Consider the following 13522-nt stretch of genomic DNA (forward strand, 5'->3'; position numbering starts at 1 on the left):
CAACTCGCTAGAGAAAGTGAGCTACAGTTTGTGTAACCACGAAGTGGCGCTTTCAATTGGAGAGAATCATGCTCGCAAGCATTACCGATGGAGTCTCACCAATGAGAGCATTCATCGCGCTGGTAATGCTGTTGTTGGGCAGCGCGATGGCTTACGCAGCCACATTCGATGGCTATCAATGCCAGGGTGACTGCTCAGGGCATCAGGCTGGGTATAACTGGGCAGAGCAGAATGATATTGATGACGAGAACTCATGCAGCACGCCTTCTCAGTCATTCAACGAAGGTTGTCAGTCGTACGTTGAAGACGGCAGCGGAGTGGCCTCATCGGATGACGACGAAGAGGAATGAGTGACTTGATGACAGCATCGTTGAGCTCTCATTGATCTGAAACGGGAGGTTGTATGAGAAAGGCATTGTTTTTGGCGGCTGTGGTGGCGGCAGTAGCGCTTTCAGGGGATGCTTATGCTCGTGGTAGCAGTTACGGCGGGCATTCTTCGTACAAGTCTAGTTATTCTTACGGAAGTCGTTCTGATCATACCATCAGTGGGTATACGCGAAGTAACGGAACGTATGTCGGACCTTCCCACGCTACAAATCCAGATACCACTAGGAATAATAACTACAGTACGAAAGGGAATGTGAACCCGTACACTGGAAAATACGGCACCAAACCTCGTGGTAGTAAGTAGTTGGGCGAGATGGACTCTTGACTATGAGCGCGTCAGGTGACGGCTAACAGCTAAGCTGCTAGCGTAGAGGTGGTGACGCGCCTTAATGATTATGCCGACGCAGCAGGCTAGTGAGATTACCGAACTGCTACTGCATAAATGGGCGTGCCGTACAGGTGGCAATTGAGTGTCAATTCTCCATTGGCGCTTTAGCGAGACTAAGTCTTATAAATCCCAACGCATCTTTGTAAATCTGATGCCACGCTTCTGAGGGCTCACTCATTAATGGATGCCAAAAAAAAATGAACTCATGTCCTCCATCATCTTCAGTATGATGAACCCAGGTATCAGGCAGGTCTTGCGCAACATGACACTCATGGAATGCCCACATGTGTCCTGTTATATGCGAGCGCAACGTACCCAAATCTCGTATCACCTTGCCTTGAATCCCGGCTTCTTCGACCAGCTCTCGTGCAGAGGCCACTTCAGTTGACTCTCCGGATTCCACGCTACCTTTGACCAATTGCAGACCTGCCAGCGGATGCTCAAAAGCCAAAATTTCTAGCGTTTCACTTCTCCGTAGCACTACCGGGCAGGCTTTATCTACCGTCATGCCATCTTCTCCTTGGCTTGTAATTTCAGCTGTTGATCAGTTGGAAAGCCTAGGTGATATCAGCTAACAAGAAAACCCAATTGATATGTGGACATCGTTAAGGTGCATTAGCCATCCGCTTTTGAGCCTAGGGTGAACGAGTGATGTGATGGCAAGGTGCCCAGAGAGCAGCTAAGATCAGCCAATCTTTCCTAAGGATATCGACATGAAAGCAGGGATAGCGGCAACGGTTGTACTTATCGGTATTGCCATTTCATCTACTGCCAGCGCTCAATGGGATACAACCATTCAGGACGACATCTTCTCAGGCGACAAGAAAGCAATGCTTCTCGGCAACATCAGTCCGAGCCAAGCGGTTGCATTCGACTGCGATTCGGATGGCCTCTCCCTCGCACTCTTGCAAGAAGAAAAATGGGCTGATGGGCGGACCAGCTCAGAGTGGAAACTTCTCATCAAAGTAGAGAGATCCATCGCTTCACAGTAGAGAGCGCGAAACGCAATAACCAATACACCCAGTACGTCACTCGTGAGAAAGAGGAAATCCTCAAGGTTTTAGCTGATCTTCGTGAGGCGAAGTCAGTGATCCAACTTGGGCTCCAGTCGGAAGAGTTTGACTCTAAATGGTCTGGGACCGTGTCCGTAGGTGGATCTACACGAGAAACGGATAAATTCACACAAGCATGCAAATTGAAGTGAATGGACAACAGCGGCTGTGCGATCCGAGACCGCTTTTCACAACACCAAGAAAACTATCATGAAGGCGGGTATAGCGGCAGCAGTTGCACTGATTGGGACTCTATTAAGTAGTGGTGCCATGGAGTCAGACGGGAACCGGCTACTGCTAGCCTGTAAAGCCGGGATCAAAAGTGGCAATGGGTGGCGAGACCTAAATAGGTAGACGTCAGTCATTCTGCTTCTGATCATTTCTTGGCCAGCGCCAATTTTTTCGATGTACTTCAATTGCGTTCGGTTTTCGGGCTGAGAAAATAAATCTTGCTGTTTTTTGGGTGGTGCTAAAGCACGGCGTTTGTTGGAGGGGGATGTCGTTTAGGTGAGTCTCCATCTCTCCGCCATACATAGAAAGCCCCGTAGATGAAAATCTACGGGGTTTTTTCGTTTACGCAGTTTTTTTCGTCGGGCTATTTTCGCATTCGTCCTGCTTTCCCCCGAGTTTTTGGTGTCGGAAAAATCAGCACAACAGCGTAAGAAAGATATGTCCGTCCACAGGAAAAGTAACTCCACCAAGTCGTTCTGATTACCGTCCCCCGTATTCATTGATCGTTTCGACAATCAAGGTTTTTCCTTCGAAATATCCCCTGACATTGAAAGACGTTGCCGCAAAAATTCCTCATCTACTCTGGTTTCGCAGGTCTCTGATCTGTCGTAATCAGCCATCGCAAGGAGCGATCAATGTACTTTGAGATTTACAGGCAAACCCGTGGCACCTCACAGACCGGCAAGGGCCAATGGCGCTGGCGTTTGCGAGCAGGGAATCATGAAACGATTGCCAGTGGGGAGGCTTATGTCAACAAGTCTGATTGCGTGCATGCCATCGATTTGATCAAAGGGACTCAAGAGCAGACACCGGTCAAGGAGATATAGGTTCCAGGCGGTGAAGCTGCTCAATCAGAGCAGCTTCGTTTCAGTCGGGCGCTCCTGAGTGGTAAGTGCCCCCGGATTTTATGGATCGGGTCGTTTGCCAACCTGCATAGACGCCGATCGCGACACCTCCCTAAACTGTCATCCAGTCTTGGGGACCGGGGTGCAACGGATGAATCGCAACGAACTACGCAAGGCCGACATCAACCTGATGGTGGTGTTCGAGACATTGATGCTCGAACGCAACGTCACGCGGGTGGCGGAGAAGCTGTTCCTCGGTCAGCCGACCATCAGTGCGGCGCTGAACCGCTTGCGGACGATGTTCAACGATCCGCTGTTCATTCGGGTCGGCCATCGCATGGAGCCGACAGCGCGGGCCGAGGAGATTATTCAGCACCTGTCGCCGGCACTGGATTCGCTGTCGGTGGCCTTGAGCCTGACCCACGATTTCGATCCGCTCAGCAGCACCATGACGTTTCGCATCGGTCTGTCGGACGATGTCGAGTTCGGTCTGTTACCGCCACTGCTGCGTTCTTTGCGCCAGGAAGCGCCGAAGGTGGTGTTCGTGGTCCAGCATGTCGACTACTGGCGCATTCCCGACTTGCTGGCGTCTGGCGATATCACCGTTGGTATCAGCCAGACCCGCGGCCTGCCGGCCAACGCCAAACGCAAGTTGTTGCGACATATCCAGCCCAGTATCTTGCGTGCAGATGCGTCGGACACGCCGTTGACCCTCGATGAGTATTGCGCGCGGCCGCACGTGCTGGTGTCCCACACCGCCAATGTCAGTGGCTACGCCGATGAATGGCTGGCGGAGATTGGCCGAACACGCCACGTCGTGCTGTCCGTTCCGCAATACAGCTCATTGCCGGCGTTGCTCGCCGGCACCGATCTGATCGCCAGCCTGCCTGACTACACGGCGGAGGCGATGGCTGCGTCAGGCCAACTGTTCAAGGAGCCGTTTCCGTTCAAGACGCCGACCCTGGACCTGTCCATGGTCTGGCTCAGCCATGTCGACAGCGACCCGGCTGAACGCTGGCTGCGCTCGCGCCTGGAGGCGTTCATGAGTGAACGTCCGATCCTTCCGCTGACAGAGTGAGCAGGGCGGTGTTATATCTACGATCTTTCTGCCAATCCTCAGGAACCCCGTCATGCCCCACCTGCACATGGAATACACCGCCAACCTGTCCGAACTGAATGCCGATGTGGCGTTGATGCGACTCAACAACGCGCTGGTCGCTTCGGGGCAGTTTGAAGAGTTCGACATCAAGGCCCGTGCGGTGAAGGTCGAGACTTTCAGGGTGGGTACCGCACCGGGCGAGCGGGCGTTCATGCATGTAAAGCTGTCGTTGTTGAGCGGTCGCTCGCCGCAGATCAAGAAGCAGTTGTCTGACAGCCTGCTGGCGGTGGTGCAGGATGTGTGCGAATGGCCGGTAGGGGTTGAGGTTCAACTCTGTGTGGAAATCATCGACATCGATCGAGAGTCCTACACCAAGACTGCCATCGGCCTCTGAGTTTCAGGCCATTTCCTGCTCGGCGCAGGCCTTGATCACTTGCTCGCGCAGCCAGGTGTTGGCGCTGTCCTGGTCGACGCTTTGACTCCACTGCATGTCCAGGGTGAAGCCCGGTAAACCATTGGGCGCTTCGCAGTGATTGAAGATCGCCTCATTGGCCAGCAATTGCTGGATGCGCCGGGGCAAGGTCAGGATGAAGTCGGTGCCGGTGATCATCTTCAGTGCCGCGCTGTAGCTGTTGGAGCGCGCGACAATCTGGCGTTTGTGGGCCTGTTGAGCCAGCCAGCCGTCAACCATGTTGGTGGTGGACGTCCAGGGCGTCGGGAACACATGCCGACGTTCAGTGAACGCTTGCAGGCTCAAGCGCGGCTCCAGCGGCGTGGCGCGTTTGTCGAAGACGCAGACCAGATCGTCCTCCAGTAGTCGTCTGGAGTTGAAGTCGGTGTGGCTTCGATGAAAGTTCGGGCCGAAACAGACCACCAGGTCGAGGCTGCCGTCGCGCAGTTCTTCGGCCGGGATGTCGGTTTCGAACTTGTGCATGTTGACCATCACCGGCAGGTCGGCGAAATCGAAGCTCTTCAACAGGCGCGGCAGGATCAGTTGCTCGAAGTATTCCGGCGCACAGATATTGAAGGTGACTGGTTGCAAGGTCGGATCGAACGTTGGTGTCCCGGCGTGACACAGGTTGATGCTTTCGAGAATCTTCAGCACATGGGCATACATGGTGCTGGCTTTGTAGGTGGGGCGCATACCCGTGCGGGTATTGATGAATAACTCGTCTTCGAAACTGGTGCGCAGTTTTTTCAGGCAGTAGCTCACGGTGGACTGGCTGACGCAAAGTGCCTCCGACACACCGGTGACGCTGCTTTGCTCATACACGGCAACAAACACCATGAGGTCTTGCATATCGAGCTTTCTAAGCAAGTTACTGTTCAGCATCCGTTCTGTCTCGCTGTGCTCCTTGCGCTGACCGTGCGCAAACGTGTGCGAATGATCTTAGCGGAACGATAGTACCAAGAGAATGCCTTGTAGGATGTTTCATGGTCAGTTGTGGGACAGATAGTGTTATGAACACGACTTGTGAGTTCAATCACCCGAAACATGGCCAGAGGCCTTTAGCGCTGATTGCTGTGCAGGCATCGCATCGCGGCTGGATATTAACAGCGCCAACATGCCGACGCCCACCAGCAACGCGCCGATGATTTCCAGGGCGCGTGGCGACTGACGTAGCCACAACCAGTGGAACAATGTGATGAACAGGGTGCTCAGGTAGATGTAGGAAATGACCGAGGAAGGGGCAATCACACCAATGGCTCGATGCAGCAGCCAGAAAGTCGCCAGGGTGGCAAACAGGGCCAGGTAGATCAACCACCAGAGATCGCTCGCGCTCAGCAACGACGCCGAACGCCAGCCGCCGCTGAATCCACAAAACGCCAATAGAAACAGTGCGCCGAACAGCATGTTCCAGAAAGTCATGCCCACCGGGCCGCGCCCCTTGAGGCTGTTGGCCTTGAGCCGTTGACTCAGGGGCGAGTAGAGCGCCATTGCCAGGCAACCGACCACATACACCGATACCGCGTACAGCGACGGCAGTTCGCCGGGGCCTGCGCCTTTCAATACCAGTAGTACGGCGCCGGCCGCGGCAACCAGCATGGGCAACACGCGCTGTTTCAGGCGGCTGTCGGGTGTCAGGATGGCTTCGAACAGCAGCGTCAGCAACGGCACCAGAGTAAACATCGTCCCGGTGTTCACCGCCGAGGTGTAACGCAGTGCTTCGAACAACGAGCCGAAGTACAGTGCCAACAACATGCCGAGCACGGCATGACCGAGCAGGCCGCGGGCGGTCATGGCGGTATCGCCCTTGAACAGCAGCAGGGGTAAAAACACCAGAGCGCAACACAACAAGCGCAACCCGGTCAGCAGAATCGGGTCTATGGCCTGGCTGACCTGGGCTGCCGCGGAAAACGAGACGGCAATCAACAGTGCCCAGAGCAACATGCCAACGTGAGCGGCAGCAAAACCTGTGCGTTTCATGGTGGGGGTTCCGGGTTAATGAATGTGTTTGGCGTAATGCCGCGGATCGAAGCGCAGAACCATCAGAATCATCAGTGCCATGACGCCCATCAATGACCACCAGGCCCATTCGAAACTGCCCAGTTGATCGCGAATCATCCCGGCGATCAGCGGCGAGAGGCCGGCGATCAGGTAACCGATGCCTTGCACGAAGGCGGTCAACCCGCCCGCGCGTTGGGGATTGTCCAGATGATCCAGCGACACGATCAGGCTCATCGGGAACAGCCCGCCGATGCCCAGTCCCAGCAGGCACGGCCACAGCAGGCTCAGGTGTTGCGGGCTCAGAATCAGCCCGCAAAAACCGGCCATGATCAGTGCCAGTAACACCACCAGCACCGGGCGCCGGTCACGGCTGCGGTTGGCGATGGCGGGCGTCAGTAGCCCCGACAACACTTCCATGGCCGTCAAAAAGCCCAGTAACAAGCCGGCCTGTTGTTCGCTCCAGCCTTTTTCCACGTAGTACGGTGCCAGCCAGGCCAGGACACAGGTGTAGGACGCCGTGCCCAGGCCGAAGAAGATTGCGAGTAACCAGGCGCGGGAATTGCGGAAAAAGGATTCTTTGCGGGACGACTTTTCCCCTAATGTCGGCATTCCCGTGCGTTGAACCCACCAGAACAGCAACGCCGCCAGCGCCAGTGCCGCCCAGATCGCCAACCCCACTCGCCAACTGCCGGTGCGGGTCATCACCAACGGCGCGAATGACGCCGCAATTGCCGCGCCGGCCATGATCGACGTCACGTAGAGACCCATGCACACGGAAACGTTGTCGCTGAAACGGGACTTGATCAGGGCGGGCATCAGCGCCTGAATCAGCGCAATGCCGACGCCGGCCAGCACGGCGCTCAGGATCAGTTCCGTCGCCGAATCAAGGAACAACCGCGACACCGTGGCCAGGCCGATGATCAGCAGCGACAGCACTACGGTGCGCTGCTCGCCCAAGCGCTGACTGATACCGATACCAAAGAACATTGCCAGTCCCATGGCCATGACTGGCAGCATGGTCAACAGCGAGGCCAGGCTGAAACTCAGCGGGATATCACCGCGAATGGCTGACAGCAACGGGCCGACAGCGGCCATGGACGGACGCAGATTCAGGGCGACAAGAATGATGCTGAACATCAGCCAGGGGGCAGGGCGGGAGGTTGCGCGAACGTTTTCCATAATCGGACCTTCAGGAACAAGGAGCCGATTAGGCGCGCGAGCCCTGGAGGCGGCAAATCAGAAAGTCTGGAGCAGTATTTAGAAATTAAATAACTGTACCGCTCGGCTAATCCCCTTTAGCGAATAATCGATTGTTTAGCCAATCCACACCCAAGGTTCTTCAAATCCCGATTTAACGGCTTAACCGCCCGTGTGACGCTGCTGCTCATCTGTTTATCGCGGTCTTCCCTATGGACGGTTGTCCAGTCGCACTCCCTTCCGAACTGGCCTTCTGGGCGCTGTGGCACTGCCGTCACGCGCGCCCGCCGGATTCCTGCATCTCCCGCTGATTGTTCTGACAGGTCCCGCGCTGTGCGCCGGGATCAAACCGGCGGCGCCTGTGCGTTTGCCTGACGCGGAAAGACGAGGACTCCCATGAGCTGTGCCACGACATCCTTCGCTACGAAAGAACAAGCCCTGACGTTTCTTGAACAGAACCCGGATATCGAGATGTTCGAGCTGTTCATCCTCGACAATAACGGAGTGCCACGCGGCAAATTACTGCATCGCGATGAGTTGCTGGCGGTGTACGAAAGCGGTCGACCGCTGCCGAGTACCATCCTGGGCCTGACCATCAATGGCGATGACGTGGAAAACTCCGGTCTGGTCTGGGACGTCGGTGATATCGATTGCCGCGCTTATCCCGTCAGCGGCAGTTTGCAGCGCATGCCGTGGCGATTGATTCCCACGGCGGCGGTGCAGGTCAGCATGCATCCGCAAGAGGGCATGCCCGCGACCATCGCCGACCCACGGCACCTGCTGGCCAAGGTCATCGAAGGCTTGCAGGCCGACGGTTATTACCCGGTGATGGCGGCGGAGCTGGAGTTCTATCTGCTGGATCAGCAGCGCGACGGCAACGGTCGGCCGCAACCGGCGCGGGATGTCGATGGCGGGCGGCCACGCGGGACTCAGGTCTACGGCTTGCGTGAACTGGAACAGATCGAGCCATTTCTGGCCGACCTCTACAGCGCCTGCAAGCTCCAGGGCATTCCGGCGCGCACGGCGATTTCCGAATACGCGCCGGGGCAAGTGGAAATCACCCTCGAACACCGCACCGACGCTTTGCAGGCGATGGACGAAGCCGTGCGCTACAAGCGGCTGGTCAAGGGCGTGGCGCACAAGCACGGGATGACGGCTTGTTTCATGGCCAAGCCGTTCGATGACCTGGCCGGCACCGGCATGCACATGCATGTCAGCCTGGCGGACAAGGACGGCAATAACCTGTTCGCCAGCGAGGCCCCGGTCGGCACGCCGCTGCTCAAACACGCGGTCGGCGGGATGCTCGCCACATTGCTCGATGCGTTGCTGTTGTTCTGTCCGAACGCCAACTCGTACCGTCGTTTCCAGACCAACAGCTACGCACCCCTGGCGGCCACTTGGGGCGTGGACAACCGCACCGTGAGTTTGCGAGTGCCCGGCGGGCCGGCATTCTCCCGGCATATCGAGCACCGTATTTGTGGTGCCGACGCCAACCCGTATCTGGCGGCGGCGGCGATCCTGGCCGGTATTCATCGCGGCATCCGCGAGCAACTTGACCCCGGGGCGCCGGTGGAGGGCAACGGTTACGCCCAGGCCGCGCAATTGTTGCCGACCGACTGGTTGACCACGTTGCGAGCGCTGGAAGGCTCGAATTGGGCCGGGGAAGCATTCGGCAGTGAGTTTCTAGGTGTCTATCTGGCAGTGAAACGCGCCGAATACCGGCAATTCATGGGCGAAGTCGGTGAGCAGGACTGGCGCTGGTATCTGCATCAGGCTTGAAACGGGTCGCCAGTGTTGGAAGTTTTGGCCTAATACCAGAAGCCAACTATTCGTTGGCTTCTTTTTCACGAAATATTGATGGTTGACTGATTAAGATTTGTGGCGTCTCGGTCAATGAAATTTTCACATTTGCCGCGGGCACTTCTTTTCAGGAACAGCCGATCACATGTTGAAGTTCAAAGCCGTGCGCCCCGAATGGGTGACGTTGGTTTCCAGTGCCTTTCTATTGGCAGGGTTCAATTTAGTTCTCTGGCAACACCTCTTCGATATCACCGCAGCAGACGGTCAAGGCATCGTCATGCGTGTCGCGTTCGGGCTGATGATCCTGGCGGCCTTCAACATTGTGCTGACCTTGCTGGCATTCCGACCCGTGATGAAACCCGTGTTGACGCTGATCTTTCTGATCAGTGCCGGTGTGGCGTACTTCATGAGCCAATATGGCGTGCTGATCGACGCCGGTATGTTGCGTAACTTCGCCGAAACCAATGCCACGGAAGTACGCGACTTACTCTCGCTAAAACTGTTTGTTTATATCGTGCTGCTCGGCGTCTTGCCGTCGTGGTTGTTGTGGAAAATCCCGGTTAATTATCGTCGCTGGCACCGTGAGTTATTAAGTAAAGTGCTGGTGAGTGTCGCGTCGGTTGCGGTGATCGGCGGTGTCGCATTGGTCAATTATCAAGGCCTGTCGTCGTTGTTTCGCAATCACCATGAATTGCGTCTGATGGTGGTGCCGAGCAACTACATCGGTGCCTCGTTCGGTTATCTGCGTGAGCAAGTGGTGTCTGCACGGCAACCTTTCGCCAAACTGGGTGAAGATGCCCAGAAAAAACCGGCCTGGCAGGCCCACGACCGTAAATCCCTGACGGTACTGGTGGTGGGCGAAAGTGCCCGGGCCGAGAACTTCGGCATCCTGGGTTATGACCGCGACACCACGCCGAAACTGAGTAAGGAATCCGGCCTGATTGCCTTCACCGATGTGCATTCGTGCGGCACGGAAACGGCGGTGTCGGTGCCCTGCATGTTCTCCAACATGGGTCGCAAGGATTACGACGCCAGCAAGGCGAAGAACCAGGAAGGCCTGCTGGACGTGCTCAAGCGTGCCGGTCTCGAGGTCATCTGGCGCGATAACCAGTCGGGCTGCAAAGGCACCTGCGATCGGGTCACTGTCGATGACGTGAGTGACCTGAAAGACCCTGTGCTGTGCGCCAACAGCGAGTGCCGCGATGAAATTCTCCTGCAAGGCATGCAGCACTTCATCGACACGCTGAATAAAGACACCGTGCTGGTCCTGCACCAAATGGGCAGTCACGGTCCGGAATACTTCAAGCGCTACCCGAAAGAATACGAACACTTCACACCTGTGTGTGAAAGCAATGCGCTGAACAATTGCAGCCGCGAAAGCATCGTCAATGGCTACGACAATACGCTGGTGTATACCGACCACGTGCTGTCGACCCTGATCGATCTGTTGCGCAGCAACCAGGGCAAAGTCGATACCGCGATGCTGTATCTGTCGGACCACGGCGAGTCGCTGGGCGAATACAACCTGTTCCTGCATGGCACGCCTTACATGCTCGCACCGGAACAACAGAAACATGTAGCGATGCTGGCGTGGTTCTCCGACAGCTATCAAAAGTCGTTCTCGGTGGACACCCATTGCCTGCAACTGAATCGTGAAAAACCCTTGAGCCAGGACAACCTGTTCCATTCGATGCTCGGTCTGCTGGAGGTCAACAGCACGGTCTACAACCCGGGTCTGGATATGTTCGCCGGATGCCGCGGCGCAATGGGCGACGGTGTGCTGGCCAAAAAATGAGCGACTCGAGCTTTTTTTCACGTAACGACCGCTAATCTGCGGCGCCTGGAACATCCAACAAGAGCCATTACACATGTCCGCGCAGCCCCCATCCGCCTTCGAGCTTGAGTTCGCCCGGCGCTACGATCAGGAACACGCCCGCGTCTGTAAACAGCCGCGACCGCGTGGCCTGGCGGGGCGTTTGACGTTCTGGCGCGAAGAGCAATTGGTGCGTAACGCGCTTCAGGTCGCTGGCGAACCGGGATTGATTCTTGATGTGGCCTGCGGGGTCGGGCGTTTCTGGCCAGTTCTGGCCGAGCATGCGAACCGGGTGATTCTCGCGACCGATCCGTCTCAGGACATGCTCGATCACGCCAGCACCCACCATCCGCAGAACCTGCTGAAACGGATCAAGACCTTTCAGAGTTCTGCCTTCACCATCGGCTTGTCGGCGAATGCGGTTGACTGCATTTTTTGCCTGCAACTGTTTCAACGCATCGCCTGTCCCGAGCATCGATTGGCCATGCTGGGCGAGTTCCACCGGGTCAGTCGCGATACCGTGATTGTGGCGGTGCGGGTTGATGGGCGTTTCAAGCTCGAGCGTTCGGACGTGGAGGGCGCACAGGCCCAGCCACAGGCCAGCAAGGCCGAGCTTGAGGCCGAGTTCAGGCAAGCGGGTTTCTGCTTGCTCAGTCATCAGGACTTGGTACCGGGTTGCACGCGGATGCGGGTCTACGTGTTGCGTAAGGACAGCTAGCCTTTCAGACAATTCTTGCTGTCCGGCAGGTATTTTCGCTAAAGCTCTTGTTCAGTGGATGCGCGGAAATCGCCGGGGGCGATATATACTGCGCGCCATTCTTCAAGGGAGAGCCGTGTGGCCATCGATATTCACTGGATTCGCGACAACGATAGCCTCGGTCAGTTTTGCACCGAGTGGCAGCAGCTGCCATTCGTTGCCCTCGATACCGAATTCATGCGGGTCGACACCTTTTACCCGATCGCAGGCCTGCTGCAGATCGGCGATGGCGTACGCGCTTACCTGATTGACCCACTGACCATCGACAACTGGCAGCCCCTGGCCGCGTTGCTGGAAAACCAGGCCGTAGTCAAGGTCGTGCATGCGTGCAGCGAAGACCTCGAAGTCCTGCTGCGCCTGACCGGCAGCCTGCCGGTGCCGCTGTTCGACACCCAACTGGCCGCTGCTTACCTGAACCTGGGTTTCTCCATGGGCTATTCGCGGCTGGTGCAGGACGTGCTCGGCATCGACCTGCCGAAGGGCGAGACCCGTTCCGACTGGCTGCAACGTCCACTGTCCGAGACTCAGATCAGCTACGCCGCCGAAGATGCCGTGCATCTGGCGGAGGTTTTCGTACAGCTGCGTCCGAAGCTTTCTGACGAAAAATACGCGTGGGTCCTGGAAGACGGTGCCGAGCTGGTCGCCAATCTGCGGCGCGAGGTCGACCCGTACGAGGTCTATCGCGACGCCAAACTGGCCTGGAAGCTGTCCCGCGCCCAACTCGCCGTGTTGCGTGAACTCTGCGCCTGGCGCGAGCGTGAAGCCCGCGCCCGTGATCTGCCGCGCAACCGCATTATCCGTGAACATTCACTGTGGCCGTTGGCACGCACCCAACCGGACAACCTCGGCGCACTGGCGAAAATCGAAGACATGCACCCGCGCACCGTGCGTCAGGACGGCGAATTTCTGCTTGATCTGATCAAGCGCTCTGGCAGTGTGTCGCCTGATCAGTGGCCGCCAGCGGTGCCGGAGCCATTGCCGGTGGAAGCCGCCGCGCTGGTCAAACAGCTGCGCGCCATCGGCCAGGCCGAAGCCGAGCGCCTGAACATCGCGCCGGAGCTGATGCTGCGCAAGAAAACCCTGGAAGCGCTGCTCAAGAGCGGCTTCCCCAATGGTCCTTACCAATTGCCTGATTCGCTGCGTGGCTGGCGCCGCGAATTGATGGGCCAGGCGCTGCTCGACAGCCTGGCCACCGCCGGAGAACAGCCTTGAAACGTATTTGCTCGATTTATCGAAGCTCGAAGAAAAGCGGGATGTACCTCTATGTGCTCAAAAGCGATGCACTGGAGCGCGTGCCTGAACCCCTGATGGCGGCTTTCGGCAAAGCCATCCACGCTTTCGACCTGGTGTTGACCCCCGAGCGCAAGCTGTCGCGCGAAGACATTGCTGTAGTACTGGAGAACCTCGACAAGCAGGGCTACCACCTGCAAATGCCACCGGCCGAGGATGAATACATCGAACACTTGCCGGAAGAATTGCTACGCCGCAACGACCCGATGTAATC

General features: G+C 57.0%; 14 protein-coding genes. 10 read left to right on the forward strand and 4 right to left on the reverse strand.

From position 1 onward, the window contains the following. The first annotated feature begins 68 nt into the window (after positions 1-68). Entirely contained in the window at positions 69-350 is a 282-nt protein-coding gene (locus AC1DQM_RS18300) for a hypothetical protein (protein ID WP_237229566.1), read from the forward strand. A gap of 510 nt (positions 351-860) precedes the next feature. Here AC1DQM_RS18300 and AC1DQM_RS18305 read toward each other — a convergent pair. Then, positions 861-1283 (reverse strand): NUDIX hydrolase, encoded by a 423-nt coding sequence (locus tag AC1DQM_RS18305; RefSeq protein WP_064619717.1) that lies wholly within the window; start codon positions 1281-1283, stop codon positions 861-863. Between the two features lie 205 nt (positions 1284-1488). On the opposite strand from AC1DQM_RS18305, the gene AC1DQM_RS18310 reads away from it, so the two are divergent. The 4 genes from AC1DQM_RS18310 (at position 1489) to AC1DQM_RS18325 (ending at position 4396) form a co-directional block, all read left to right on the forward strand. After that, positions 1489-1767: a hypothetical protein gene (locus tag AC1DQM_RS18310; protein ID WP_477746633.1), complete on the forward strand. Its 279-nt coding sequence runs from the start codon at positions 1489-1491 to the stop codon at positions 1765-1767. A gap of 926 nt (positions 1768-2693) precedes the next feature. After that, positions 2694-2885 carry a YegP family protein gene (locus AC1DQM_RS18315; RefSeq protein ID WP_018926774.1) on the forward strand — a complete coding sequence of 64 codons (192 nt, stop codon included), beginning with the start codon at positions 2694-2696 and terminating at the stop codon, positions 2883-2885. A gap of 169 nt (positions 2886-3054) precedes the next feature. Next, positions 3055-3981, forward strand: coding sequence for a LysR substrate-binding domain-containing protein (locus tag AC1DQM_RS18320; protein WP_018926773.1), 927 nt, complete (start codon positions 3055-3057; stop codon positions 3979-3981). A 52-nt stretch (positions 3982-4033) separates the two neighbouring features. Beyond that, positions 4034-4396, forward strand: coding sequence for a 5-carboxymethyl-2-hydroxymuconate Delta-isomerase (locus AC1DQM_RS18325; protein WP_019647992.1), 363 nt, complete (start codon positions 4034-4036; stop codon positions 4394-4396). 3 nt (positions 4397-4399) lie between these two features. On the opposite strand, the gene AC1DQM_RS18330 is transcribed toward AC1DQM_RS18325, so the two are convergent. The 3 genes from AC1DQM_RS18330 to AC1DQM_RS18340 all read right to left on the reverse strand — a co-directional run bounded on the left by AC1DQM_RS18330 (position 4400) and on the right by AC1DQM_RS18340 (position 7630). After that, entirely contained in the window at positions 4400-5335 is a 936-nt protein-coding gene (locus AC1DQM_RS18330; RefSeq protein ID WP_019020897.1) for a LysR family transcriptional regulator, read from the reverse strand. A 147-nt stretch (positions 5336-5482) separates the two neighbouring features. Next, a complete protein-coding gene (locus AC1DQM_RS18335) occupies positions 5483-6430 on the reverse strand; it encodes a DMT family transporter (RefSeq protein WP_086944838.1) in 948 nt (315 codons plus the stop codon). Positions 6431-6445: 15 nt separating this feature from the next. Continuing rightward, positions 6446-7630, reverse strand: coding sequence for a cyanate transporter (locus AC1DQM_RS18340; RefSeq protein WP_477746634.1), 1185 nt, complete (start codon positions 7628-7630; stop codon positions 6446-6448). A gap of 414 nt (positions 7631-8044) precedes the next feature. On the opposite strand from AC1DQM_RS18340, the gene AC1DQM_RS18345 reads away from it, so the two are divergent. The 5 genes from AC1DQM_RS18345 to AC1DQM_RS18365 all read left to right on the forward strand — a co-directional run bounded on the left by AC1DQM_RS18345 (position 8045) and on the right by AC1DQM_RS18365 (position 13520). Continuing rightward, positions 8045-9427 carry a glutamine synthetase family protein gene (locus AC1DQM_RS18345; RefSeq protein WP_477746635.1) on the forward strand — a complete coding sequence of 461 codons (1383 nt, stop codon included), beginning with the start codon at positions 8045-8047 and terminating at the stop codon, positions 9425-9427. A gap of 166 nt (positions 9428-9593) precedes the next feature. Next, positions 9594-11243 carry a phosphoethanolamine transferase gene (locus tag AC1DQM_RS18350; protein WP_018926767.1) on the forward strand — a complete coding sequence of 550 codons (1650 nt, stop codon included), beginning with the start codon at positions 9594-9596 and terminating at the stop codon, positions 11241-11243. A 73-nt stretch (positions 11244-11316) separates the two neighbouring features. Beyond that, a complete protein-coding gene (locus AC1DQM_RS18355) occupies positions 11317-11979 on the forward strand; it encodes a class I SAM-dependent methyltransferase (RefSeq protein WP_086944842.1) in 663 nt (220 codons plus the stop codon). Between the two features lie 117 nt (positions 11980-12096). Further along, complete coding sequence (rnd, locus tag AC1DQM_RS18360) at positions 12097-13230, forward strand: ribonuclease D (protein ID WP_477746636.1); 1134 nt, start codon at positions 12097-12099, stop codon at positions 13228-13230. Further along, on the forward strand, positions 13227-13520 hold the full coding sequence (locus AC1DQM_RS18365) for a YcgL domain-containing protein (protein ID WP_019580824.1): 294 nt from the start codon (positions 13227-13229) through the stop codon (positions 13518-13520). The genes rnd and AC1DQM_RS18365 overlap by 4 nt, the downstream gene beginning before the upstream one ends. The last annotated feature ends 2 nt before the right edge of the window (positions 13521-13522 follow it).

Source organism: Pseudomonas sp. 01L34, assembly GCF_056400265.1.